20 protein-coding genes and 1 tRNA gene are annotated in these 23332 nt (G+C 53.2%); 7 read left to right on the forward strand and 14 right to left on the reverse strand.

Going from position 1 to position 23332, the window contains the following annotated elements:
• Positions 1-65: 65 nt before the first annotated feature.
• Entirely contained in the window at positions 66-2903 is a 2838-nt protein-coding gene (gene glnE, locus D6C13_RS13240; protein WP_120133204.1) for a bifunctional [glutamate--ammonia ligase]-adenylyl-L-tyrosine phosphorylase/[glutamate--ammonia-ligase] adenylyltransferase, read from the reverse strand.
• 57 nt (positions 2904-2960) lie between these two features.
• Positions 2961-4268 carry a CYTH domain-containing protein gene (locus D6C13_RS13245; RefSeq protein ID WP_120133205.1) on the reverse strand — a complete coding sequence of 436 codons (1308 nt, stop codon included), beginning with the start codon at positions 4266-4268 and terminating at the stop codon, positions 2961-2963.
• A gap of 279 nt (positions 4269-4547) precedes the next feature.
• Between D6C13_RS13245 and D6C13_RS13250 the strand changes: the two genes are divergently transcribed.
• Both D6C13_RS13250 and D6C13_RS13255 read left to right on the forward strand, forming a co-directional pair.
• Positions 4548-5168 (forward strand): TIGR04211 family SH3 domain-containing protein, encoded by a 621-nt coding sequence (locus D6C13_RS13250; protein ID WP_112286724.1) that lies wholly within the window; start codon positions 4548-4550, stop codon positions 5166-5168.
• Positions 5169-5316: 148 nt separating this feature from the next.
• On the forward strand, positions 5317-6552 hold the full coding sequence (locus D6C13_RS13255; protein ID WP_120133206.1) for a multifunctional CCA addition/repair protein: 1236 nt from the start codon (positions 5317-5319) through the stop codon (positions 6550-6552).
• Positions 6553-6638: 86 nt separating this feature from the next.
• Here the strand turns inward: D6C13_RS13255 and bacA are convergent, their stop codons facing one another.
• Together bacA and folB are read right to left on the reverse strand one after the other, a co-directional pair.
• Positions 6639-7463 carry an undecaprenyl-diphosphate phosphatase gene (gene bacA / locus D6C13_RS13260; RefSeq protein ID WP_120133286.1) on the reverse strand — a complete coding sequence of 275 codons (825 nt, stop codon included), beginning with the start codon at positions 7461-7463 and terminating at the stop codon, positions 6639-6641.
• A gap of 199 nt (positions 7464-7662) precedes the next feature.
• Positions 7663-8019: a bifunctional dihydroneopterin aldolase/7,8-dihydroneopterin epimerase gene (gene folB / locus D6C13_RS13265; protein WP_120133207.1), complete on the reverse strand. Its 357-nt coding sequence runs from the start codon at positions 8017-8019 to the stop codon at positions 7663-7665.
• A gap of 107 nt (positions 8020-8126) precedes the next feature.
• On the opposite strand from folB, the gene plsY reads away from it, so the two are divergent.
• A complete protein-coding gene (plsY, locus tag D6C13_RS13270; RefSeq protein ID WP_120133208.1) occupies positions 8127-8756 on the forward strand; it encodes a glycerol-3-phosphate 1-O-acyltransferase PlsY in 630 nt (209 codons plus the stop codon).
• Positions 8757-8938: 182 nt separating this feature from the next.
• Here the strand turns inward: plsY and tsaD are convergent, their stop codons facing one another.
• Positions 8939-9952, reverse strand: a complete 1014-nt coding sequence (gene tsaD / locus D6C13_RS13275) for a tRNA (adenosine(37)-N6)-threonylcarbamoyltransferase complex transferase subunit TsaD (RefSeq protein ID WP_120133209.1) — start codon at positions 9950-9952, stop codon at positions 8939-8941.
• 317 nt (positions 9953-10269) lie between these two features.
• On the opposite strand from tsaD, the gene rpsU reads away from it, so the two are divergent.
• The 3 genes from rpsU (at position 10270) to rpoD (ending at position 14512) form a co-directional block, all read left to right on the forward strand.
• A complete protein-coding gene (gene rpsU, locus D6C13_RS13280) occupies positions 10270-10485 on the forward strand; it encodes a 30S ribosomal protein S21 (protein WP_001144069.1) in 216 nt (71 codons plus the stop codon).
• 135 nt (positions 10486-10620) lie between these two features.
• On the forward strand, positions 10621-12369 hold the full coding sequence (gene dnaG, locus D6C13_RS13285; protein WP_120133210.1) for a DNA primase: 1749 nt from the start codon (positions 10621-10623) through the stop codon (positions 12367-12369).
• A 304-nt stretch (positions 12370-12673) separates the two neighbouring features.
• Entirely contained in the window at positions 12674-14512 is a 1839-nt protein-coding gene (gene rpoD / locus D6C13_RS13295; RefSeq protein WP_120133212.1) for an RNA polymerase sigma factor RpoD, read from the forward strand.
• An 83-nt stretch (positions 14513-14595) separates the two neighbouring features.
• On the opposite strand, the gene mug is transcribed toward rpoD, so the two are convergent.
• Positions 14596-15093 (reverse strand): G/U mismatch-specific DNA glycosylase, encoded by a 498-nt coding sequence (gene mug, locus D6C13_RS13300; protein WP_120133213.1) that lies wholly within the window; start codon positions 15091-15093, stop codon positions 14596-14598.
• Between the two features lie 142 nt (positions 15094-15235).
• Here mug and D6C13_RS13305 point away from each other — a divergent pair.
• Positions 15236-15312: transfer RNA gene (locus D6C13_RS13305), tRNA-Ile, on the forward strand.
• A gap of 94 nt (positions 15313-15406) precedes the next feature.
• Here D6C13_RS13305 and gdhA read toward each other — a convergent pair.
• From gdhA to malK, 8 genes are all read right to left on the reverse strand, one after another.
• Positions 15407-16750, reverse strand: coding sequence for an NADP-specific glutamate dehydrogenase (gene gdhA, locus D6C13_RS13310; RefSeq protein ID WP_120133214.1), 1344 nt, complete (start codon positions 16748-16750; stop codon positions 15407-15409).
• Between the two features lie 113 nt (positions 16751-16863).
• Positions 16864-17349 (reverse strand): methylated-DNA--[protein]-cysteine S-methyltransferase, encoded by a 486-nt coding sequence (locus tag D6C13_RS13315; RefSeq protein ID WP_120133215.1) that lies wholly within the window; start codon positions 17347-17349, stop codon positions 16864-16866.
• Positions 17350-17512: 163 nt separating this feature from the next.
• Positions 17513-18211: an acid phosphatase gene (locus tag D6C13_RS13320; RefSeq protein ID WP_120133216.1), complete on the reverse strand. Its 699-nt coding sequence runs from the start codon at positions 18209-18211 to the stop codon at positions 17513-17515.
• A gap of 70 nt (positions 18212-18281) precedes the next feature.
• The gene (locus D6C13_RS13325; protein ID WP_120133217.1) at positions 18282-18719 is read right to left on the reverse strand and encodes a DUF2000 domain-containing protein; all 438 of its coding nucleotides are present in this window, start codon (positions 18717-18719) and stop codon (positions 18282-18284) included.
• Between the two features lie 51 nt (positions 18720-18770).
• Positions 18771-19610 carry an AraC family transcriptional regulator gene (locus tag D6C13_RS13330; RefSeq protein WP_120133218.1) on the reverse strand — a complete coding sequence of 280 codons (840 nt, stop codon included), beginning with the start codon at positions 19608-19610 and terminating at the stop codon, positions 18771-18773.
• 121 nt (positions 19611-19731) lie between these two features.
• Positions 19732-20628, reverse strand: coding sequence for a maltose operon protein MalM (gene malM / locus D6C13_RS13335; RefSeq protein ID WP_120133219.1), 897 nt, complete (start codon positions 20626-20628; stop codon positions 19732-19734).
• A gap of 228 nt (positions 20629-20856) precedes the next feature.
• Positions 20857-22155, reverse strand: coding sequence for a maltoporin (locus D6C13_RS13340; RefSeq protein ID WP_167458027.1), 1299 nt, complete (start codon positions 22153-22155; stop codon positions 20857-20859).
• A gap of 26 nt (positions 22156-22181) precedes the next feature.
• Positions 22182-23291, reverse strand: a complete 1110-nt coding sequence (gene malK, locus D6C13_RS13345) for a maltose/maltodextrin ABC transporter ATP-binding protein MalK (protein WP_120133221.1) — start codon at positions 23289-23291, stop codon at positions 22182-22184.
• Between the last annotated feature and the right edge of the window lie 41 nt (positions 23292-23332).

The raw sequence follows: 23332 nt of genomic DNA on the forward strand, positions 1-23332 counted from the left end.
ATCAAATCGGGTAAACACAATGCGCCGGATAATATCACAAGCGCCTGTTAGCCGAATAAAAACCCTCAGCCCAGCCAGTTCGCCCAGCTGGCGCGGATTTGCGCACGCTCTGTCGCAAAGCTGTCTGCGGCCACTTTTCCGCTGTGTTCCTGCAAGGCGAGGTGATGAATTTCATCGCGCAGCGTGACATAAGCCTGCGTCAGATTTCGTGCCTCTTCTTCCGGCATGATGTCGTATTGTGCCATCAGCTCGAAAATCCTCACATTATCGGACCAGCGTGTCAGCTTTGGCTCGTCGTGAGCAAAACGTAAGACCAGATATTGTGCAATGAATTCAATATCAGTGATGCCACCCGGATCGGCTTTCAGATCAAACTGGTCGGCCTTTTTACTGCCCAGATGCGCATACATTTTCTCGCGCATCTCGCGCACTTCTTTGCGCAGCCCTTCGTCATCACGCTGGCGACACAAAATATCGCGGCGCGTAGCGTTAAATTGCTGCGTCAGCTGCGGGTCACCATAGACCACACGGGCGCGGACCAGCGCCTGATGCTCCCACGTCCAGGCCTCATTTGCCTGATAATCTGCAAAGGCTTCAATGGTGCTGACCAGCATGCCGGAAGCACCCGAAGGCCGCAGGCGCGCATCGACTTCATACAGAATGCCGGATGACGTTCGCGTGCTGAACAGGTGCATAATGCGCTGCGCCAGCCGCAGATAAAACTGACGCCCGTCGATGACGCGATCGCCGTCGGTCATGACTTCCGGCGCACAGTCGAGCAGGAAAACCAGATCCAGGTCTGAACTGTAGCCCAGCTCCCAGCCGCCGAGTTTGCCGTAACCAATGACGGCAAAACCACGCCCTTCGCGAAGCTGAAGATGCGTTGGCTGGCCGTATTTCACCACCATCTGTTCCCACGCCTGCTGCACCACAACGTCGAGAATGGCTTCGGCGAGATAGGTTAAGTGGTCACTGACTTTCATCACCGGCAACGCGCCGGAAATATCCCCGGCGGCGATACGCAGATGCTGCGCCTGCTTAAACTGGCGCACGGCTTCAAGCTGCTGCTCTTCGTCTTCTGTCGGCACGCGCATCAGATACTGGCGCAGTTCATCACGATAGGCGGTCAGTTCAATCGGCTGATACAACGTGCGCGGATCAAGTAATTCATCAAGCAATAACGGGTGACGGGCCAGCTGCGTCGCGACCATCGGGGACGCCGCACACAGGCGGATTAACTGTTTGAGCGCGCCGGGATATTCCACCAGCAGCTCGATATAAGTGGTACGCGTGACGATATTCAGCAGCAGTTGCATCAGGCGCTGAAGCGTTACGTCGGCGTTTTTATAGATACAGACCTGCGCCAGTAAACGCGGCATCAGTAAATCCAGTTGCTCGCGTCCGCGCGGTCCGATGGTGCGTTTATCGACGTCCCGACGGAATTCGGCAATTTGCTGTAAAACATGGCGCTGCGCATTTTCATCGAGCAGTGGAACCAGCGGTGCCAGTTCGGCAGGTTCCAGCGCATCAATCCACAAACTGCTGAACTGGGCTTGTTGCTGATCGTCTTCAGCATCCGGCGTATCATCGCCAATCAGATCGTTAAACACCGCACGCACGGCCTGCATGTGAGCATTCACTGCATCCAGAAGCTGTGGCCAGCCGGCGTAATCCATTCCCCAGGCCAGACGCGCCTGATTCAGTTCGTCAGAAGGTAAGGTTTGTGTCTGCTCATCGGAAATGGCCTGCAACAGGTTTTCCAGACGACGCAGGAACAGATAACTGGTGCGCAGTTGCAGCACCTGCTCGACCGGCAGCAGCCCCAGATTCTCCAGCGCCTGCAATGTCGGCAACAATGCGCGCAATTGCAGCGCCGGTTCACGTCCACCACGGATCAGCTGGAAGACCTGAACAACAAATTCAATCTCGCGGATACCGCCCGCGCCGAGTTTGATGTTGTCTTTCAACCCCCGGCGGCGGACTTCACGCGCGATCATCCCTTTCATGTTACGTAATGACTGGATCACGCTGAAATCAATGTAACGACGGAAGACAAAAGGCATCAGCATTTTGCGCAGTTCCTGACTGCTGATGTCTTCCGCGCCGCCCATCAGACGCGCTTTCACCATCGCGTAACGTTCCCAGTCGCGCCCCTGCTCCTGATAATAATCCTCCAGTGCCGGGAAACTCATCACCAGCGGACCGCTGTCGCCGAACGGGCGCAGACGCATATCCACACGGTAAACAAAACCGTCGATAGTCGGCTGATCCAGCGCCTTAATCAGCCGCTGTCCGAGACGGGTGAAGAACTGAGCGTTATCCAGTTCGCGGCGTCCGCCACGGGTCTGGCCGTTTTCCGGATAGGCAAAAATCAGGTCGATGTCAGAAGAAAAGTTCAGCTCCCCGCCGCCGAGTTTGCCCATACCGAGGATCAGCATTCGCTGCGGTTCGCCCGCCGCATTCACCGGTGTACCAAATTCACGACAACAGGCGTCGTACAGCCAGTCGCGGGCGCTGACGATCAGCAGTTCAGCCAGTTCGCTCAGTTGATGCAGCGTGTCTTTAGCCTCGCTGGTTTGCGCGGATTGCGACCAGGCAATGCGGGTCAGAATACGGCGGCGGAACAGGCGCAACGCTTTCATCAGCCCGTTTTCATCCGTTACACCGGCCAGAGCTTCTTCCAGCCACGGACGATAAAGCTGCCACTCCTGCGCCCCGGGCGGAGTTTCATTGATTTCATGCCACCACTGCCCGAACGCCAGCAGGCTGTCCGTAACGAATTCACTGCTGGTGAGTACAGCCAGCTGTTGCTCATCGGGAAGCGGGAGGTTTTCAGGATGTTCACGCCAGCGCTCAAGCACACTCTGCGCATGGCTTTGCAAAACAGAAGAAAGTGGCAACATGAAGTCAGATTCCTTGCAAAAAAAAGCCCGGGCAAGTTGCCCAGGCTTATCAGTCAATTAACGAGGTTGTCCGTTTAACCAGAACGCATCCATCATCACCGCGTGGGAACGGGCTGAATCCTCCCAGGCATGCTGTTGCTGAACGATAGCCTGTTGCAGCTCGACCCAGCCGGCAATGTACGCAGCAACGTCTTTCTCAGGATAAGCACCGCCCAGCAGATGGAAGGTAATAATCTGACGCTTCAGACGCGCCAGCTGATCGCGATAGCCTTCTTCGGTCAGCGGCTGTGCAAACGCTTCTTTCAAATCGGCGGCGGTGCGGCCCAGCATGATGTCGGCAAAGCGCTTGAAGGAGCCTTCCAGTTTTTTCGCCGATTTATCGTCGATGAACGGCGTCCAGCCTGAAGTCGCCAGCCAGGAAGTAAGCACTAACTTGCATTTCAGATAGCTGGCGCTGTAACAAATTTCCTGCGCATCAGCAGATTTCTGTTCCAGCACAGGCACCAGATCAGTGAGCAATGTACGCAGTTCAGAAGAGGCTTTACGCGGTACCAGGCCGCCGAACAGCACCAGAACCTGACGCACGGTTTCTACCGCCTGTAATACGGTCAGACGCGCAGTTTTGTCGCCACGCACCCACAGTTCTTCGTGATATTGCCAGTGATCCAGCGCCAGTTCGAACATGGCTGACATCGCCTGCTCCAGGGTCGCTTTTGGCTGGGCTTTGAACACCGGTAACGGCTTGATTTCACGGGCAGGATTGCCTTTCGCCAGATGATAGCCGCGGGCTGCCTTGCTGAATCCGCCCTGACGTAAACCGCCGTGTGCGCCGATTTCAGCGGCCAGCGCCAGCAGATCGGCGGTGTTGCCTTTTTTCAGTTCCAGTTCCACTTCTGCCAGTGCTTCAGAAAGCTCACCGGCGACGATTTCGCCCTGATCCAGACCCAGTTCGATCTCGCTTTCGCCATAAGTGATCACCCACTTCTCACGGGTGAAATCCGTACGGAACAGCGGAGCCAGCTCTTTTTGCAGCGCGGCAGGCTTACAGCCTTCCGGCCAGATATCTTTCGGGAAGGCGCTGAGCTTCAATACCGGCTTTTTCAGCTCGACATTATATTCTGGGCGCTGATGCAGTCCGCCCACCACTTTCCCGCCGGTTTTGATGGTCATTTCGTACTGATCGTCGAAACCACGGATACGCAGGCCAATATCGTGCGAACGTAAATAGTTTTCCGCAGTCTCAAAATAGATGTTGGTCAGTTTCGAAGGCGCGGTGTGCACGCTGTTAAAACCAGCGAGTTGCGAAGGTAATTCGGCGATTGCGGCCGGGGTGGCGATAAATTTTAATTCTATTTCTACGGTCATAGGAGTCTTCACACCGATTCTTTGCTGCCAAAAGGGATAAACGCGTCGCTGCAATTCTATCATAACCACTGCCCGCAAGCCGCATGTTGCGGGATTGTAAGATAGTTCTCATTCCGGTTTATACATTGCGTCGTCACACTGTTGCCCTTACTATCGGTATCCAAACTTTTAGTACATTCATGAAAGCAATGGCCGGACAGAGGCGGTTGCAGAAGACGTATCCCGATAAAACGGATCCACACTTCACGTTCCCTAAATTCACAAAGAAACGATGAAATAATGCAGAAATTACGCCTAATTGGTTTCGCTTTGCTTGGTTTAAGCATCACATGGGGCGCTCACGCTGATGAGAAGCGCTATATCTCCGACGATTTGATCACCTATATCCACAGCGGTCCGGGTAATCAGTATCGCATTGTTGGCACCCTGAATGCCGGTGAAGAAGTCACCCTGCGCAGCGTCAACGACAGTACTAAATACGGTGAGATTGTTGATTCAAAAGGTAAAACAGCCTGGATCCCACTGGATCAGTTAAGCAATGTGCCGAGCCTGCGTACCCGCGTTCCGGATCTGGAGCAACAGGTGAAAACGCTGACGGACAAGCTGACCAACATTGATTCCAGCTGGAACCAGCGTACTGCGGAAATGCAGAGCAAGGTTTCTTCCAGCGACGGTATTATCAATGGCCTGAAGAAAGAAAATCAGGATCTGAAAAATCAGCTGATCGTGGCGAAGAAGAAAGTTGATGCAGTAAACGTTCAGCTCGACGACAAACAAAGAACCATTATTCTGCAATGGTTTATGTACGGCGGCGGCGTTGCTGGCGTAGGTCTGGTTCTGGGCCTGTTGTTGCCGCATCTGATCCCACGTCGCAGGAAGAAAGATCGCTGGATGAGCTGACAGCTCACCTGCAGATCACACCTGTTAAGACATTTTAATCCGTTAAGGCACATTGGTGCCTTTTCGTGTTTCCATCAATCAGGAAATCTTCATCGCAACTTTGCTATGATGAACAAAGAGTCATTTGCCTTATTTCAGGAGTTATCGCGTGGAGATTTACCTGGTCGGCGGCGCAGTCCGAGACAGTTTATTAAACCTGCCTGTGTCTGAACACGATTGGGTAGTGGTGGGCGCAACGCCTGAATACATGCTCGAAAATGGCTATCAGCAGGTCGGCAAAGATTTTCCGGTCTTCCTGCATCCGCGTACCCGTGATGAATATGCCTTGGCCCGCACCGAGCGAAAATCAGGTTCCGGCTATAACGGGTTTACCTGCTACGCCGCACCCGATGTCACGCTGGAACAGGATTTGATGCGCCGTGACCTGACCATCAATGCCATCGCAAAAAGTGAAGATGGGACGCTTTTCGACCCCTATCACGGACAGCGCGATATCGAACAACGTCTTCTGCGCCATGTCTCTGACGCCTTCGGTGAAGATCCGCTGCGCGTGCTGCGTGTCGCCCGCTTTGCCGCGCGTTTTGCCCATTTAGGTTTTACCGTCGCTCCTGAAACACAGGCGCTGATGCAGCACATGGCGCAAAGCGGTGAGCTCGAAGCCCTGACGCCTGAACGCGTCTGGAAAGAAACCGAGAAAGCCTTGCAGACGCAGGATCCGCAGGTGTATTTCCAGGTGCTGCGTGACTGCGGCGCGCTCAAAGTGCTGTTCCCGGAAATCGACGCGCTGTTTGGCGTTCCGGCTCCGGAGAAATGGCATCCGGAAATTGATACCGGCATTCATACGCTGATGACATTGAAAATCGCCAGCACGCTGACGCCTGAAGTGAATGTGCGTTTCTCTGCGCTTTGCCATGACTTGGGCAAGGCGCTGACCCCGCCGCAATTCTGGCCTGCCCATCACGGCCACGGGCCTGCTGGTGTGAAACTGGTGGAAAATATTTGTCAGCGTCTGAAAGTCCCGACGCATATCCGCGATTTAGCCAAACTGGTCGCAGAGTTCCATGACCTGATCCACACCGTCAATAAACTGCGTCCGGAAACTCTGTTAAAGCTGTTCGACACCATCGACGTGTGGCGTAAACCGCAACGGCTTGAGCAGATGATTATGACCAGTGAAGCGGATGCACGCGGACGTACCACCTTTGAAAACAACCCTTATCCGCAAGGTAATTACCTGCGTGAGGCTTTCAAAGTGGCGAACAGCATCACCAATAAAGAAGTGCTGGATGCCGGTTTTCAGGGGATAGAAATCCGCGATGAGCTGAAAAAGCGTCGCACACAAGCACTGGCGGACTGGAAACAAACGCAGGACGTGACGATTTAACTCGCATTAACGATCAAAAAAAGCCCCGTGCGTTTTGCGCCGGGGCTTTTTTTTGTCGCCAGTATTTTTGTCGCCGATAAGGGAAATCAGGCGATAAAGACGAAGTAAACCGCGATAGCAACAAAGAACCGATAGATAGCAAACGGAATAAAGGAAATACGTTTAATCACCGCCAGGAAGGTTTTAATCGCAATCAGGGCCACGATAAATGCGCAGATAAAACCGGTGGCAAACATCGGCAAATCAGCCATCGTCAGGAAGCTGTAACTCTTATACAAGTCCAGCGCCGTCGCACCCATCATCATCGGCACCGCCAGCAGGAAAGAGAACTCAGACGCGGCAAAACGGCTGATGCCCATTAACATCCCGCCGCTGATGGTCGCACCTGAACGGGAGAATCCAGGCCAGAGCGCCAGACACTGGAAAACACCGATCATAAAGGCCTGCAAATAAGTGATGTCATCCACCCCTTCAGCACGCGGTTTTTTTGGTTTCAGCAGTTCGGCTGCAATCAGCAAAACACCGCCGACGACCAGTGCATACATCACAAATTTCGGCTCAAACAGGGACTTGATCTGCGAATGCAGCAGTAAACCCAGGATGGTTGCCGGGATCATCCCTAAAATAATATGCAATAAATTCAGACGGCGGTTACCCGTGCCCTCATGAACTGGCGGCTTGCCAAAGTGCAGGCCAATCATGCCAAACAAACGACGCCAGAACATCACCACCACAGCAAGAATCGAACCTAACTGGATAACCACTTCAAATGATTTTGAGGTATCTCCGGTAAAGCCGAGCAGATTTCCTGCAATGATCAGATGGCCGGTCGATGAAACCGGTAAAAACTCAGTCAACCCTTCAACAACACCCAAAATTGCTGCTACAAGCAACGAATGACTTTCGACGATCATTATCGCACCCTACCCTATGAAATTTCCGCTAGTGGGAAAACATGCTCAAAGTACAGACAACAAAAAAGCGGCATCACGCTGAGCCGCCTCATTAAAGGAAGCCCGGTTCTCCGGACTTTCCTTGTAACGCTTCTTTATGACATTAAATAGACACGCATTTCTTAAAATGTATCCATTTAAGAATTAAAATTAAGAATTAAAAACGTTTTCCACGCTCAATAATCACGCCGACATTGGAGGCCTGCGCCACCGCACCGGGCTTACTGAGCTTAATCCGCACCCAGGGCGAATTAAAACGGGTCAGAAGCAGGGTTGCCACTTCTTCAGCCACACGCTCTACCAGCGCGAAATTTTGCGATGCCACATGTTCAGTCACCGCATCACTGACGTCGGCATAGCTTAAACAGTCATTCACATCGTCGCTGGCGGCGGATTTTCGGTTATCCCAGGCCATTTCGATATCGAACACCAGTTTCTGTTTAATGGTCTGTTCCCAGTCGTAAGCGCCAATCGTGGTGATTACATTTAGTTGCTCAATAAATACGATATCCATCACGTGATTCTCTGTTTTTGGCCCAGCCGGATACCACTTCCAGCAGAAAATGCGTATTATCCATGGATGTTGCGATTAAAACGACCCTTATTAGACGGAACTGCTTTATGAGTGCTACCGCGCTTGGAATGATTATTTTCGCCTACCTCTGCGGCTCGATTTCCAGTGCGATTCTGGTCTGCCGGGTAGCCCGGTTACCGGATCCGCGCACAGCGGGCTCTGGCAACCCCGGAGCCACGAATGTCTTGCGACTCGGTGGTCGTCTGGCCGCGGCGTCTGTGCTCATCTTCGATATTCTTAAAGGGATGCTGCCTGTCTGGCTGGCCTATCGCCTGAATATTCCGCCGATGTACCTCGGACTGACCGCCATCGCCGCCTGTCTGGGCCACATCTATCCGGTATTTTTCCGTTTTAAAGGCGGTAAAGGCGTTGCCACGGCGTTTGGTGCTATCGCCCCTATCGGCTGGGACTTAACCGGCCTGATGATGGGGACATGGCTGCTGACCGTGCTTCTGGGCGGATATTCGTCACTGGGCGCGATTGTCAGCGCCCTGATCGCACCTTTTTACGTCTGGTGGTTCAAACCTGAATTCACCTTCCCGGTCGCCATGCTTTCCTGTTTGATATTGTTGCGTCATCACGACAATATTCAGCGCCTGTGGCGCGGTCAGGAAGGTAAAATCTGGGATAATCTGAAGAAGAAACGTAAAGCAGCGAAAGAAGATAAAGCCGAATAACGGATAACCTCAGATTTCAGACATTAAAAAACGACCTCAAGCGGGTCGTTTTTTTATTGTTTTTTCACCTCAGCCAGCCTGACTGGACGTGAGCGAGACAAGGCGTCAGGAGACCTGAAAGCGCAGCATACTCAAGTATGTGAGCATTTCGGGTCGGCGCAGCAACGCAGTCTCAGCCTTGCTCAGACTGGCGGAAGCTCAGCGAGAGGCCAGCGCGGACGGACTGTCACGCCAAGATCAGGCGTCGCGCCGGTTTTCAACCGCACCATACCCGCGTAGGCGATCATCGCACCATTATCGGTACAAAATTCAGGACGCGCGTAGAACACCTTACCGCCGCGCTTAGTCATCACTTCTTCAAGTTTGGCGCGTAAAGTACGGTTCGCGCTGACGCCACCGGCCATCACCAGTTGTTTGAAACCGGTCTGATCCAGTGCGCGTTTGCATTTAATGGCCAGCGTATCGACAACAGCATCTTCAAAAGCACGGGCAATATCGGCGTGCGTCTGCGGGTCGCTGTCATTACCACGAATGGTATTGGCTGCAAAAGTCTTGAGGCCGGAGAAACTGAAATCCAGCCCCGGACGGTCAGTCATCGGGCGCGGGAAGGTAAAGCGACCGGCCACACCCTGAGCCGCCATTTTCGACAGCAGCGGGCCGCCCGGATAATCCAGACCCAGCAGTTTAGCCGTTTTATCAAAGGCTTCACCGGCGGCGTCATCAATGGATTCGCCCAGTAATGTGTATTCGCCGATACCCGTAACGCTGATGAGCTGCGTGTGCCCGCCGGAAACCAGCAGCGCCACAAACGGGAAATCAGGCGGATTATCTTCAAGCATCGGTGCCAGCAAGTGGCCTTCCATATGATGAACAGGCACCGCAGGCACATCCCAGGCAAACGCCAGGGAACGTCCGATAGTGGCGCCGACCAGCAATGCGCCGACCAGGCCCGGACCGGCGGTATACGCCACGCCGTCGATATCCTGAGCGGTCAGCCCGGCTTCTTTCAGCGCGGCCTGAATCAAAGGGATTGTTTTACGTACATGGTCACGTGACGCCAGTTCTGGCACCACGCCGCCGTAATCTGCATGCAGTTTTACCTGACTATACAGTTGGTTGGCTAATAAACCGGTTTCGCTGTCATAAACTGCAATTCCGGTTTCATCGCAGGACGTTTCAATACCCAGTACTCGCATCACTCTTTCCATCATAGTTTTCGCGCTAACTCGCGGCGCGCAGTTTAGCACACAAGGCGCTGCGGGCGCTGCACCGGAGTGGGAATTCCTTGCTTCATAAGCCAATTAATGTCGAGCAATTTCGATTGATTGGTATATAATCGCCGCCCGACGCAAAAGCGAGCGCACAATGTTGCAGAAGGGTTGCTGAAGGCGCCTGTTTCAATTTGCCGTTATGCTTTACAAGACGAGGCGAATTGGAGTAAAATTCCGCACCATTTTGAAATGTGCTGGTACAACATCAGCAAACAAACCGATTTTATCGAGGTGAGAGGCACATGCCTGTAATTAAAGTACGTGAAAACGAGCCGTTCGACGTAGCTCTGCGTCGCTTCAAGCGTTCCTGCGAAAAAGCAGGTGTTCTGGCAGAAGTTCGTCGTCGTGAATTCTATGAAAAACCGACTACCGAACGTAAACGCGCTAAAGCATCTGCAGTAAAACGCCACGCCAAGAAACTGGCTCGCGAAAACGCACGTCGCACTCGTCTGTATTAATCTTCGGGGGCAACCCCAAATCGCGTGATTTGCAATATTAAGAACGCGCAGACTGCGTAGTAGCATACGAAGGCCGTGCTTTCCGAAAGGAATGCGCGGCTTGTTCTCGTTTATAGGCTAGTGAGTAAGGGGCTTATGGCTGGGAGAATTCCGCGCGTATTTATCAATGACTTGCTGGCTCGCATCGATATCGTCGATTTGATCGACGCTCGGGTAAAGCTCAAGAAACAGGGTAAAAACTATCACGCGTGCTGCCCTTTCCACCATGAGAAAACACCCTCATTTACCGTAAATGGCGATAAGCAGTTTTATCACTGTTTCGGCTGTGGTGCCCACGGCAATGCCGTCGATTTCCTGATGAACTATGACAGGCTTGAGTTTGTCGAAAGCATTGAGGAACTGGCGACAATGCAGGGTTTGGAAGTGCCGTACGAAGCCGGCGCCGGTCCAAGCCAGATGGAGCGCCATCAGCGTCAAAGCCTCTACCAGTTGATGGCACCGCTCAGCGAGTTCTATCAGCAATCACTTAAACAACCTGCAGGTGCCCCCGCACGGGAATACCTTGACCGGCGCGGTTTAAGTGAAGACGTCATCAGTCACTTCGCTATTGGTTTCGCCCCACCGGGCTGGGACAACGCATTAAAGCGTTTCGGCAAAAATGCCGATGATAAAGCGTCTCTGATTGACGCCGGTATGTTGGTCACCAATGACAATGGCCGCAGCTATGATCGTTTCCGCGAACGGGTGATGTTCCCTATTCGTGATAAACGTGGCCGCGTGATTGCCTTTGGCGGCAGGGTTTTGGGCGATGGTACGCCAAAATATCTCAACTCACCGGAAACCGAAATTTTTCATAAAGGCCGCCAGTTATATGGTCTGTATGAAGCACAGTTAAAGCACCCGACGCCGGCGCGTTTACTGGTCGTTGAAGGGTATATGGATGTCGTTGCACTGGCGCAGTTCGGCATTGATTACGCCGTTGCCTCATTGGGGACGTCCACGACCGCTGATCATATTCAGCTGATGTTCCGCAGCACCGATAACGTCGTTTGTTGTTATGACGGCGATCGGGCGGGACGTGAAGCCGCGTGGCGCGCGCTGGAAACAGCACTGCCCTATCTCAATGATGGCCGTCAGCTGCGTTTTATGTTTTTACCTGACGGCGAAGATCCGGACACGCTGGTACGTAAAGAAGGCAAAGAAGCGTTCGAACAAAGAATGGAGCAGGCGATACCGCTTTCCACTTTCCTGTTTGATTCGCTGATGCCGCAGGTTGATTTGAGCAGCCCTGACGGGCGCACCAAATTGAGCATGCTGGCATTGCCGTTGATCCGCCAGGTACCCGGTGAAACGTTACGGATGTATTTGCGTCAGCAGTTAGGGAATAAGCTCGGGATTTTGGATGACAGCCAGTTGGAAAAGCTGATGCCTAAACAGGCGGAAAGTAGCAATGTCTATCAGGCGCCCCAGCTAAAACGCACAACCATGCGTATACTTATAGGGTTACTGGTACAAAATCCACAACTGGCTACACTTATACCCTCGCTGCAAGGTTTGGAGCAAGCGAAGCAGCCAGGATTGGATCTGTTCAGCGAGTTAGTCACCACTTGCTTAGCCCAGCCGGGGCTGACGACAGGCCAGTTACTGGAACTTTATCGCGATAATAAGTTCTACCAACAACTTGAAACTCTGGCGACATGGAACCACATGATCGTAGAGGACATGGTCGAAGAGGAATTTCGTGCCACGTTAGCCAGCCTGTATGACTCGATTTTAGAGCAACGGCTTGAAACTTTGATTGCAAAAGCCAGGACGCACGGCCTGAGTCCAGAGGAACGCACCGAAGTCAGTTCCCTGAATCAGGTATTAGCGAGAAAGAGTTAATTTTCATAACAAGAACATATAATTACCCGAAATAACTCGAGTTGCAGGAAGGCCGCAACCGAAGAGTCCCGGTGAGCTTACACAGGTAAGTGATTCGGGCGAATGAGAGCAGCCAACGCACCTGCCACTCGAAATATGACGGGTAAAACAGAAAACACGGCTTAAGTGCCGATATAAAGCGGGGCACGGCCCTGCGCAGAGCCGCCCTGGTGGGCCGCGGCACAATAAACGCCCCTAACGTTATTGTTGGCGATGTTACCCGACCGACACCAACCCAAATACTCTGAAGTGTGGATACCGTCTTATGGAGCAAAACCCGCAGTCACAGCTTAAGCTACTTGTCACCCGTGGTAAGGAGCAAGGCTATCTGACCTATGCTGAGGTCAATGACCATCTGCCGGAAGATATCGTCGATTCCGACCAGATCGAAGACATCATCCAGATGATTAACGACATGGGCATCCAGGTACTTGAAGAAGCTCCGGACGCCGATGATTTAATGCTGGCCGAAAACCGCCCTGATACCGACGAAGACGCTGCAGAAGCGGCGGCGCAGGTACTTTCCAGCGTTGAATCCGAAATTGGCCGTACCACCGACCCTGTGCGTATGTACATGCGCGAAATGGGTACCGTTGAGTTGCTGACCCGTGAAGGCGAAATCGACATCGCCAAACGTATCGAAGACGGTATCAATCAGGTTCAGTGTTCCGTTGCTGAATATCCTGAAGCTATCACTTATTTGTTAGAGCAATATGACCGTGTGGAAGCTGGCGAAGTTCGTCTGTCTGACCTGATCACCGGTTTTGTTGACCCTAACGCTGAAGAAGAAATCGCACCAACTGCGACTCACGTGGGTTCTGAACTGACCACGGAAGAGCAGAATGATGATGACGAAGACGAAGATGAAGACGACGACGCTGAAGACGACAACAGCATCGACCCTGAACTCGCTCGTCAGAAGTTCACAGAACTGCGTGAACAGCATGAAGCGACGCGTCTGGTCATCAAGAAAAACGGCCGTAGTCACAAGAGCGCAGCAGAAGAAATCCTGAAGCTGTCCGATGTGTTCAAACAGTTCCGTTTAGTGCCAAAACAGTTCGATTTCCTGGTGAACAGCATGCGTTCCATGATGGATCGCGTTCGTACTCAGGAACGTCTGATCATGAAAGTGTGCGTTGAACAGTGCAAAATGCCGAAGAAAAACTTCGTCAATCTGTTCGCCGGTAACGAAACCAGCGATACCTGGTTCGATGCGGCTCTGGCAATGGGTAAACCATGGTCTGAGAAGCTGAAAGAAGTCACCGAAGACGTACAGCGCGGCCTGATGAAACTGCGTCAGATCGAAGAAGAAACTGGCCTGACTATCGAACAGGTTAAAGACATCAACCGTCGCATGTCGATCGGCGAAGCGAAAGCCCGCCGCGCGAAGAAAGAGATGGTTGAAGCAAACTTACGTCTGGTTATTTCTATCGCGAAGAAATACACCAACCGTGGTTTGCAGTTCCTTGACCTGATCCAGGAAGGTAACATCGGCCTGATGAAAGCCGTTGATAAGTTTGAATATCGCCGTGGTTATAAGTTCTCAACTTATGCGACCTGGTGGATCCGTCAGGCTATCACCCGCTCCATCGCCGACCAGGCGCGTACCATCCGTATCCCGGTGCATATGATTGAGACCATCAACAAACTCAACCGTATCTCCCGTCAGATGCTGCAAGAGATGGGCCGTGAGCCGACGCCGGAAGAACTGGCTGAGCGTATGCTGATGCCGGAAGACAAAATCCGTAAAGTGCTGAAAATTGCTAAAGAGCCAATCTCCATGGAAACGCCAATCGGCGACGATGAAGATTCGCATCTGGGCGATTTCATCGAGGATACGACTCTCGAACTGCCACTGGATTCTGCAACGTCTGAAAGCCTGCGTTCTGCAACGCATGACGTTCTGGCTGGTCTGACCGCACGTGAAGCGAAAGTTCTGCGTATGCGTTTCGGTATCGATATGAACACTGACCACACTCTGGAAGAAGTGGGCAAACAGTTCGACGTTACCCGTGAGCGTATCCGTCAGATCGAAGCGAAAGCGTTGCGTAAACTGCGCCACCCAAGCCGCTCCGAAGTGCTGCGCAGCTTCCTGGACGATTAATCGCCCTCAGGCTGTCAGCCAATAAAAAGCCCCGCCTTTCTCAGGAAATGGCGGGGCTTTTTTTATTCTGCTGAGTTAGGGCTTCAGGAATGCAGCGCGTCATAAAGCTCGCAATAAGCCGCGACCAGCTCCTCCAACGTCGCACGGTTCAGCCCGCTGGGATTGGGCAATACCCAGACTTCTGTGTCGCCGATTTTCAACGCCTGTCTTCCCCAGACCACCTTGCTGATGCCAAACGCTTTGCTGAATGCCTGCTTGCCTAAAATCGCTAACGCACGCGGCTGATAGCGCAGGATTTTCTCTTTTAAAAGCTCGCCACCATCACGCAATTCATCACGCAACAGCTCGCTGGCCGCCACCGTCGGACGCGCCACAAGCGCCGTGATACCGCAGCCGAAATCCTTCAGTTGTTGCCACTCCTGCGGCGCTAACTGCCGCCCGGTAAACCCCGCCTGATGAATGACTTTCCAGAAACGGTTACTGCCATTAGCAAAAGGATAACCTTTATGGGCAGAAGAAAGACCGGGGTTGATGCCGCAGAACACGACCTGAAGATCCTCAGCAAGGATATCTGACATCATAATGTTTTCCTGAGACGTATTTGTTCAAGTTATCAGTAAAAAAGTCTGCGAACACAACATACTAGAATTGTGCACAAAACGCGCATACAAACCGAACACATGTAGACCTGTAAGCAAGATTTACCGTATAATCCCGCACCTTGGCCCTTTAGCTCAGTTGGTTAGAGCACGCGACTCATAATCGCTTGGTCGCTGGTTCAAGTCCAGCAAGGGCCACCAAATTTTAGCTTCAGATACAAACGATTAAGCCACTTCTTTCGAAGTGGCTTTTTTGTTAGCAAAACCAGAATGGCGCTAAAGTGGCGCCTCAGATTTAAAGCACGCCCTGCCCCAGCATGGCATCGGCGACTTTCACGAAGCCGGCGATATTGGCGCCACGCACATATTGCGTCTGCTGGCTATCGCCGCCGTACTCCACGCACGACTGGTGAATATCCAGCATGATGTGGCGTAGACGCGTATCCACTTCTTCGGCTTTCCAGCTCAGACGCGCGGCATTCTGCGCCATCTCCAGCCCGGAGGTTGCGACACCACCGGCGTTTGCCGCTTTGCCCGGTGCGAACAACACACCCGCATCGGTGAACAAATCGGTCGCTTCAATCGTGGTTGGCATATTCGCGCCCTCGGCGACGGCTTTGACGCCATTGGCGATAAGTACGCGTGCCGCACCCGCATCCAGTTCATTTTGTGTCGCACAAGGCAGCGCGATATCTACCGGCACACTCCACGGCTGCTGGCCTTCGAGGTACGTCAGCCCGAGTTTTTGCGCGTAATCCGCCACACGCCCGTCACGGCTGGCTTTAATTTGTGTCAGCAGCGCCAGTTTTTCTGTGGTGAAACCAGCCTCGTCGACGACGGTACCGTTGGAGTCAGATGCGGTGATCACGCGCGCGCCCAGCGACATGGCTTTTTCAATCGCGTATTGCGCCACGTTACCGGAACCGGACACCGCCACGCGCATGCCTTCAAAATCCAGACCGTGGCGGTTGAGCATCGACTCGGTGAAATATATCAGGCCATAACCGGTGGCTTCCGGGCGGATCAGACTGCCGCCAAACGACAGCCCTTTGCCGGTGAAAACGCTGGCGGTATTATTGGAGAGCTTTTTCATCATGCCCGCCATATACCCGACTTCACGCCCACCAACGCCGATATCACCGGCTGGTACATCAGTATCCGGTCCGAGATGGCGGTAAAGTTCCAGCATCAGCGCCTGACAAAAACGCATGATCTCGCCTTCGCTTTTGCCTTTCGGATTGAAATCACTGCCGCCCTTTCCGCCGCCCATCGGCAATGTGGTCAGCGCATTCTTGAAGGTCTGCTCAAAGCCGAGGAATTTCAGGATCGACAAATTGACCGACGGATGGAAACGCATCCCGCCTTTATACGGGCCAATCGCTGAGCTGAACTGCACGCGCCAGCCACGGTTTACCTGTACCTGATTTTTGTCATCCACCCACGCGATGCGAAACTGAATGACACGCTCCGGCTCGACCAGACGCTCCAGTAAAGCCGAACGGCGGTATTGCGGATTCTGTTCGAGGAAAGGCCATAGCGTGGTCATAACTTCGCGTACGGCCTGGGAGAATTCGACCTGATGCGGGTCGCGTTGTTGCACTGAGGATAAGAACTGTTCGAGGGATTGAATCTGATCCATTGATTTAAAACTCCGTTTGTAAGTGATGTTGTCTTTTTTATTTACTGCTTATTTTTTGACTATGCATCGACTTACAAGCGGACATCAAGCGATTTATTTATGCGGGAGAAACCCTAGGATTTACGTCCTTCCAGCCTGAGTAACAGCGCTTTGTTATCCAGACCGCCAGCAAAACCGGTGAGTTTGCCGGAGGAGCCAATCACCCGATGGCACGGTGCCACAATCGAAATAGGATTGCGGCCATTAGCGGCACCCACGGCGCGTACGGCTTTCGGGCGTCCGATACGACGGGCAATTTCACCGTAGCTTCGCGTTTCACCAAAGGGAATTTCCAGCAGTGCGGCCCAGACTTCTTTCTGAAATTCAGTGCCGGTAAAATCGAGATCCAGCTCAAAACGGGTACGCTGGCCCGCAAAGTATTCGTTCAGCTGTTGTTCGGCTTTCACCAGGATCGGAAACGCAGGGTCTTCCACCATTTCGCCCAGTTTTACCCGGCCGTCGATTTCGCACTCCCACAAAATCGCCGTCAGTTTGTCGCCTTTTGCCGCCAGCGTGAGCAATCCGACCGGTGATGCCATGCGTTTAAATCTGTATTCCATCTGTTTCGCCCTCAGCGTGTTTTACGAAAGACACTTTACCGAAAGCACGGGGGCTGACCAAGGGACAAAACAGGAAGTTGCGGGAAGTATTCCGGAAAGTTTTTATGAAATGAAAGCGTTACATCGCAAGAAGTAACGCTTCAGAGGTAGAAAATAAGGGGGATTACTTCAGGCCGAGCTGCGCACGCAGTTCTGCTTTTGCCGCGTCGAATTCAGTTTTAAAATCAGGCTGCTCTTCCATTTTCTGCGCAATCAGCGCAGCACCGGTGCGGCTCATCACGGTATCAGAACGGTAATGGAAACCGGCCACCAGACGGTTCTCAGCGTAACCGGCGGCACGGGTGAACAGCTCGTTGCGTTTTTCCGGCACCATTTCACCGAGCACGGTCGCCATCAGATAGCCGATGGTGGAATGCCCGGAAGGCCATGAACCAGATTTCGATTTTTTCAGCAGCGGATGAATTTGTTCATCCAGCATATAAGGACGCGGGCGGTTAAAGGCTTTCTTAGCGTGATCGTCGACCACGTCTTCTGTCGCCACAATACGGTCGAACAGCGCGGCGGTTTTTGGCAGTTTGGCGGCATCAAAATCCGGGCCCATCACATCGGCAAAACGCCATACGTTTTCTTCAGCATCGGCAATGGCTGCTTTTTCCTGTTCTGGTGTACGGGTGGCCTGAATTTCCAGCAATTCTTTGAGTTCAGCTTTGGTCTGTGCAGAATCATCCGCCGGGGGTGCAGGGAGATACCTGGTCAGATCCAGTTCCTGACTGGTAATAAACGGTTTGGCTTCATCCGCAGCCTGTACAGCAAAGGTGGAACCCAGAGTGAAAAGCAGCAAAGCGACAAGGGACTTACGCACGGTGAAACTCCTGATATTAGTTTGAATATCAGGAGAATAGAGAAGAAATGTGACGGTTAAATGACAGGTATCAGCCCAACAGTCCCAGTTTGCCGGTCAGCTTGCGCACCACTTTCTTATTTCCTGCCAGCGCGATCCCCAGCAGTTGCAGGCTTTCTGTCGGCACTGCTGAAACCGCTTCACGAAACGCCGCGTAGTCGGTGGTCTGCTGCCCTTCGGCCGGGAAAATAATACCGTCCATTTCGTCGTCATTGAGCAGATGCTGATGCAGTTGCGTCAGTTGTTCGCTGTCGGCCACTAACACGCTGATACCAATCGGGATCAGCCCCGGATGCTCGCGGTTATCGGCGTCAATCAGCGGAGCGCCCACCAGCATCGGATGGCGCTGACCCAGCGTCAGGGCCAGAACCGCGGCGGCATTGGCGGCGTGTCCGGCGGCAAGTTGCTGGTTGATAACAATCACGCAGCGTTCTGGTGGAGAAGATAAAATAGTGGCAGGCGTATTCATTATTACAGGCTCCGGTTCAGTTGAAATCTGAGCTTAACCTGTCACTTTTTCTCAATCTGGAAGATTTGTGCACAGCCGCCGGTAATGTGCAGGCGTCAACTGGTAAGCACGCCGGAACCAGCGCCCGAGATGACTCTGATCAGCAAATCCTAAATCTGCCGCCACTGCCGCCGGTGTGTATCCAAGCGCCAGCCCTTCCCGCGCACGGGTCAGTTTCAGTTGAATAAGATACGCGTGGGGCGGCAATCCGAATTCGGCTTTAAACGCACGGCTTACCACAAAACGGCTCTCGCCGGTCGCCGCTGCCAGTTGCTCAAGGCCGATATCTTCATGCAGATGGGCGTGCAGGTATTCCCGCGCCTGATGCGCCACGCGTGACCATGGCGTAAATTTCTCATGCTGGGGCGGCTGCCACGTCAGATGTCCGCCCAGCGCGCTGAGTAATCCGTCGAGCGCGGTCTGGCGTACGATACGTAACTCTTTGCCATGCAGCACCTGAAACGCCAGTGATGTCGCCTGCGCCAGCTGCGGATCCTGCGCTAAGGTATTTTCGAAACTCGGGTCACCAGCAGAAGAAAGGGAATCGCGCCGCGCCGCCAGTTCGCGACTCAGCCAGTGCGGATCGAGATACAACATCTGATAAGTAAAGCCGCCCGGCTGTACGGCATCGCCGTCATGGATTTCGCCCGGCTCCAGCATGAAAATTTTACCCGGAAGGCTCTGATGTTTCTGACGGCGGCAGCTGAACTGCTGTAAACCGGATTGGGTGATGCCGACTAAATAGCTGTCGTGCCAGTGAGGATCGTAAGCATGGCCTTCAAAATGCGCGTGGATCGTTTCGATCCCGCTGTCTTTATCTTTCGATAAATCGACCCAGTTTGCAGACGCCATAAATCCCCCGCCAAATGAATTAACAAGAGGGTAACAAATAGAAGGGAGAAAAAGAAATGAGGAGATTTTGGTATGGCACGGTGTGCTCCCTCACCTGCGAAGGCGAGGGAACTAAGAAAACTTAGTGTTTAACGCTTTCAATAAAGGTCTTACGGGCAGTTTTCGAGCCCAGACGTTCGGCTTCATCCAGCAGTTTCAACGCTTTATCCACATCCCCTGCTTTCACCGCTTTCTTAATGGCATCGTTGAAGTAGGTTTCGGAATCGCTGAGCATTGGTTCAGACGGTTTTGCCGGGGCTGGAGCAGGTGCTGGAGCCTGAGTGCTGCCGACAACCACTGGCGCAGCCGCTGCTGGTGCGGATGACGGGAAGATTTGACCAATCATCACGTTTCCGGTTTTCTGCTCGGCGGTCACTTTCAGGCTCAGCGTACCGGTTGGGGTATGACGGGCAATAGGATCCGGGATATCCGGCACGGCGTTACCCACGCCAGCGGCAAAGGCTTTCGCCGGGTTCACCATCTGCGTGGTCTCTGACAAGTCCTGACGGGTGGTGTAAACCAGCAGATAAATTTGTTTCTGACCCAGTGCCGGAGTCAGTTTCAGCGTGCCTTCCAGACGGTCGCTGGAAACGATCCCTGGTTTCTGATACGGGAAATAGCTGGAAGGATAAAAGGCCGCCGGACGCATCTGCTCATCCAGCACCAGAACATTTGGCGCATACACGGTTTTACCGGTCGCAATACTGGTCAGCGTAATTTCAAGTGAACCACGGTCGGCAGGCAATGCGAATGCCCCGACGGCGCCCTGAATTTGCCCCTGATTAATCTGTGCGCTGGAAGTCCCGAGCGTCACATCCTGCGTCACTGGCGGAACCAGCGGCGTCCATGAAAGGTTGCGTAAGGTCTGGCTGGAAATCGCCGGAGCGGTATTCGCATCATTCTGCGCCGCATTCACGACCGCAGGTGCAGCAGCCAGCAGGCTCAGCGACAGACACAGTGACAGCAGATTTTTTTTCATTATTGTTTCCTTTGAAATCACCATGAAGGCTGGCGTTTATCAGCTGATAATCCGCCAGCCAGCACATCTTCTTTACTGCTTGTACTTTTAAAAACTGGCACAGATTCTCGACGTCATTTGAGTTGCAGGAAGGCGGCAGCTGAACTCATCCCCGGGAGCGTACATTAAGTACGTGACCGGGGTGAGTGAGGGCAGCCAACGCACCTGCGGCTCAAAGGACAAAGAGAATTACCACCAAATTTCCATCTGGGCACCAAACGTTACTTCATCGTCATTACCACGGCTGAAGGTACGGGTGCTGGTGTCGTTCATTGCTAAGCCATTGCTGGAACCGCTGTCTGTATCATAGCCCCATTTTTCATCCCAGTTTGCGTAGGTTGCAAACACACGGATGGCCGGACGTGACCAGATGCTGTCGCCAGCCTGCCATTGTTGCGCCAGGGTGACTTTGTACTGACCGTTTTTGTCGCCGGTACGCTGAGATTTCACGTTGTCGTAACCGACTTCCAGCAAGGTGCTCATGATCGGGGTCCATTTATACATCGGACGCACACCCACGGTGTACCAGGTTGTCCCGTTATTGTTATCACGGTCAACGTCCTGATACATCGCCACATACATCAGGCTCCAGGTATCGTTGAAGTCGATGGCACCGTGGTCGAGAACACGGATCATACTGCCGTTGTTGTCGATGGCTGCACCGTTGGAGTGGCCGTTCGCTGCGCCCTGGCCCGGATCGGTCATGGAATCAGATGCGTATTGCAGTACGAATTTGTTGTAACCGTTGTAGATGCTTTGCGTGTGCTCAGCCGTCAACAGGAAGCCGTCTTTGGTCGCATTGTCTGCGAAGGAATAACCGTCACGCGCATTGGCACGACCGTAATCCACACCTAACTCCAGCACACCGCCCGGGTTAGTTTGCAGGCCTGCTAAACGAACGTCGAACACGTCGTTGGACGTTGGCACTTCGTTACGCTGATCGGCGATATAGCCGTATGAGCCGCCGCTTTCGGTGTTACGGGTTGCTGCCAGAGACAGTTTACCGAAGCCCAGATCCACATCTTCCAGACCCGCACCAGGACCTGAAATATCCCAGTAGTAGAAGTCGATCATATGAACGTCATGACGTTGGTAGAAACGCTTACCGGCCCAGATGGTGGAACCCGGCAGCCATTCGATCAGGTTCTTACCCTTCACGTTTGCTTCGCGGAAAGCCGGATCGGTTGACTCCCAGTCGTTCTGTTGTGATACGGAATACGCCACGTTGGTGTCGAAGTAGAAGCTCTTATCCCCTTCTTTCCACACTTCCTGACCGAGTTTTAACTCAGCATAGGTTTCACATTCGTTACCAAGACGGTACTTACTGTCAGCGCCTGTCGCTTTGAAACATTGCTGTTCGCCGCCGCTGCCAGTCCAGCCGATGCCCGAACGGGCATAACCGGTAAAATCAACTGCCATTGCTTGTGTAGAAAGGATTCCGGCAGCCACTGCCAGCGCCAGGGAAGAACTACGCATTGTAATCATCATTTTCTCCTGTAGGGGATCGCGTGCTTTCAAACACCAGATTCGGGATGTAACCGGCGACATGCAGTTCCGTCCTCGCGGAACAGATGGCAACGGTGTGGTGGCAACCCGATGGCGAATGTTGCACCTTCTTCTACCAGCACCACGTCGTTCTGGCGGTACACCAGGTTCTGACGAATTGCCGGAATTTGGATGTGGATCTGTGTTTCGTTACCCAGTTGCTCGACGACCTGCACTTCACCGGAAAGCGTCACTTCAGCGACGTCGCTTGGCAGAAGATGTTCAGGACGGATACCCAGCGACAGATTGCTGCCGACTTTCACGTCGGTGCCTTCGACGGGCAGCCAGACTTGCTGGCGGTTTGGCAACTCGACCTGCACACGTGCAGGTTCTGCACCGGTGACTTTCACCGGCAGGAAATTCATTTTTGGAGAGCCGATAAAACCGGCGACAAAACGGTTGGCAGGATAGTGATACAGCTCGAGCGGTTTACCGACCTGAGCGATATGTCCGGCATCGAGCACCACGATTTTATCGGCCAGCGTCATCGCTTCGACCTGATCGTGGGTCACGTAAATCATGGTGCGTTTCAGGCGCTTATGCAGGCGTGAAATCTCAATACGCATCTGTACACGCAACGCGGCATCTAAGTTGGAAAGCGGTTCATCGAGCAGGAATACCGTCGGTTCCGCGACCAGCGTACGGCCAATCGCCACGCGCTGACGTTGTCCGCCGGAAAGCGCTTTCGGGCGACGATCCAGCAGGTGCGCCAGCTGCAATACTTCAGAAACCTGATTCACCCGCTGATTAATTTCGGCTTTCTTTGCTCCGGCCAGCTTCAGACCAAAAGACATGTTTTCAGCGACCGACAGGTGCGGATAAAGCGCATAAGACTGAAACACCATACCGATGCCACGTTCGGCCGGAGGGACTTCGTTCATGCGTTTATCGCCAATTTTCAGTTCGCCGGACGTGATGTCTTCCAGGCCGGCAATCATGCGCAGCAGGGTTGATTTGCCGCAGCCGGATGGCCCGACAAAGACCACGAACTCGCCCTCCTCGATTTCCAGATTGATGTCGCTGGAAATCACGGTTTCACCAAAGGCTTTGTACACGCTGTTAAGGGAAACGCTCGCCATCCTGAACTCCTGTACTTGCTGCCAGCGAGAAAACTCAATGC

Source organism: Rahnella woolbedingensis (genome assembly GCF_003602095.1).
GTDB classification, from domain to species: domain Bacteria; phylum Pseudomonadota; class Gammaproteobacteria; order Enterobacterales; family Enterobacteriaceae; genus Rahnella; species Rahnella woolbedingensis.

Bases quoted from the DNA above. Each gene is read 5' to 3' on its own strand.
- glnE (WP_120133204.1), bottom strand. From the start codon at position 2,903: ATGTTGCCACTTTCTTCTGTTTTGCAAAGCCATGCGCAGAGTGTGCTT.
- D6C13_RS13245 (WP_120133205.1), bottom strand. From the start codon at position 4,268: ATGACCGTAGAAATAGAATTAAAATTTATCGCCACCCCGGCCGCAATC.
- D6C13_RS13250 (WP_112286724.1), top strand. From the start codon at position 4,548: ATGCAGAAATTACGCCTAATTGGTTTCGCTTTGCTTGGTTTAAGCATC.
- folB (WP_120133207.1), bottom strand. From the start codon at position 8,019: ATGGATATCGTATTTATTGAGCAACTAAATGTAATCACCACGATTGGC.
- plsY (WP_120133208.1), top strand. From the start codon at position 8,127: ATGAGTGCTACCGCGCTTGGAATGATTATTTTCGCCTACCTCTGCGGC.
- tsaD (WP_120133209.1), bottom strand. From the start codon at position 9,952: ATGCGAGTACTGGGTATTGAAACGTCCTGCGATGAAACCGGAATTGCA.
- rpsU (WP_001144069.1), top strand. From the start codon at position 10,270: ATGCCTGTAATTAAAGTACGTGAAAACGAGCCGTTCGACGTAGCTCTG.
- dnaG (WP_120133210.1), top strand. From the start codon at position 10,621: ATGGCTGGGAGAATTCCGCGCGTATTTATCAATGACTTGCTGGCTCGC.
- rpoD (WP_120133212.1), top strand. From the start codon at position 12,674: ATGGAGCAAAACCCGCAGTCACAGCTTAAGCTACTTGTCACCCGTGGT.
- mug (WP_120133213.1), bottom strand. From the start codon at position 15,093: ATGATGTCAGATATCCTTGCTGAGGATCTTCAGGTCGTGTTCTGCGGC.
- gdhA (WP_120133214.1), bottom strand. From the start codon at position 16,750: ATGGATCAGATTCAATCCCTCGAACAGTTCTTATCCTCAGTGCAACAA.
- D6C13_RS13315 (WP_120133215.1), bottom strand. From the start codon at position 17,349: ATGGAATACAGATTTAAACGCATGGCATCACCGGTCGGATTGCTCACG.
- D6C13_RS13325 (WP_120133217.1), bottom strand. From the start codon at position 18,719: ATGAATACGCCTGCCACTATTTTATCTTCTCCACCAGAACGCTGCGTG.
- D6C13_RS13330 (WP_120133218.1), bottom strand. From the start codon at position 19,610: ATGGCGTCTGCAAACTGGGTCGATTTATCGAAAGATAAAGACAGCGGG.
- malM (WP_120133219.1), bottom strand. From the start codon at position 20,628: ATGAAAAAAAATCTGCTGTCACTGTGTCTGTCGCTGAGCCTGCTGGCT.
- D6C13_RS13340 (WP_167458027.1), bottom strand. From the start codon at position 22,155: ATGATGATTACAATGCGTAGTTCTTCCCTGGCGCTGGCAGTGGCTGCC.
- malK (WP_120133221.1), bottom strand. From the start codon at position 23,291: ATGGCGAGCGTTTCCCTTAACAGCGTGTACAAAGCCTTTGGTGAAACC.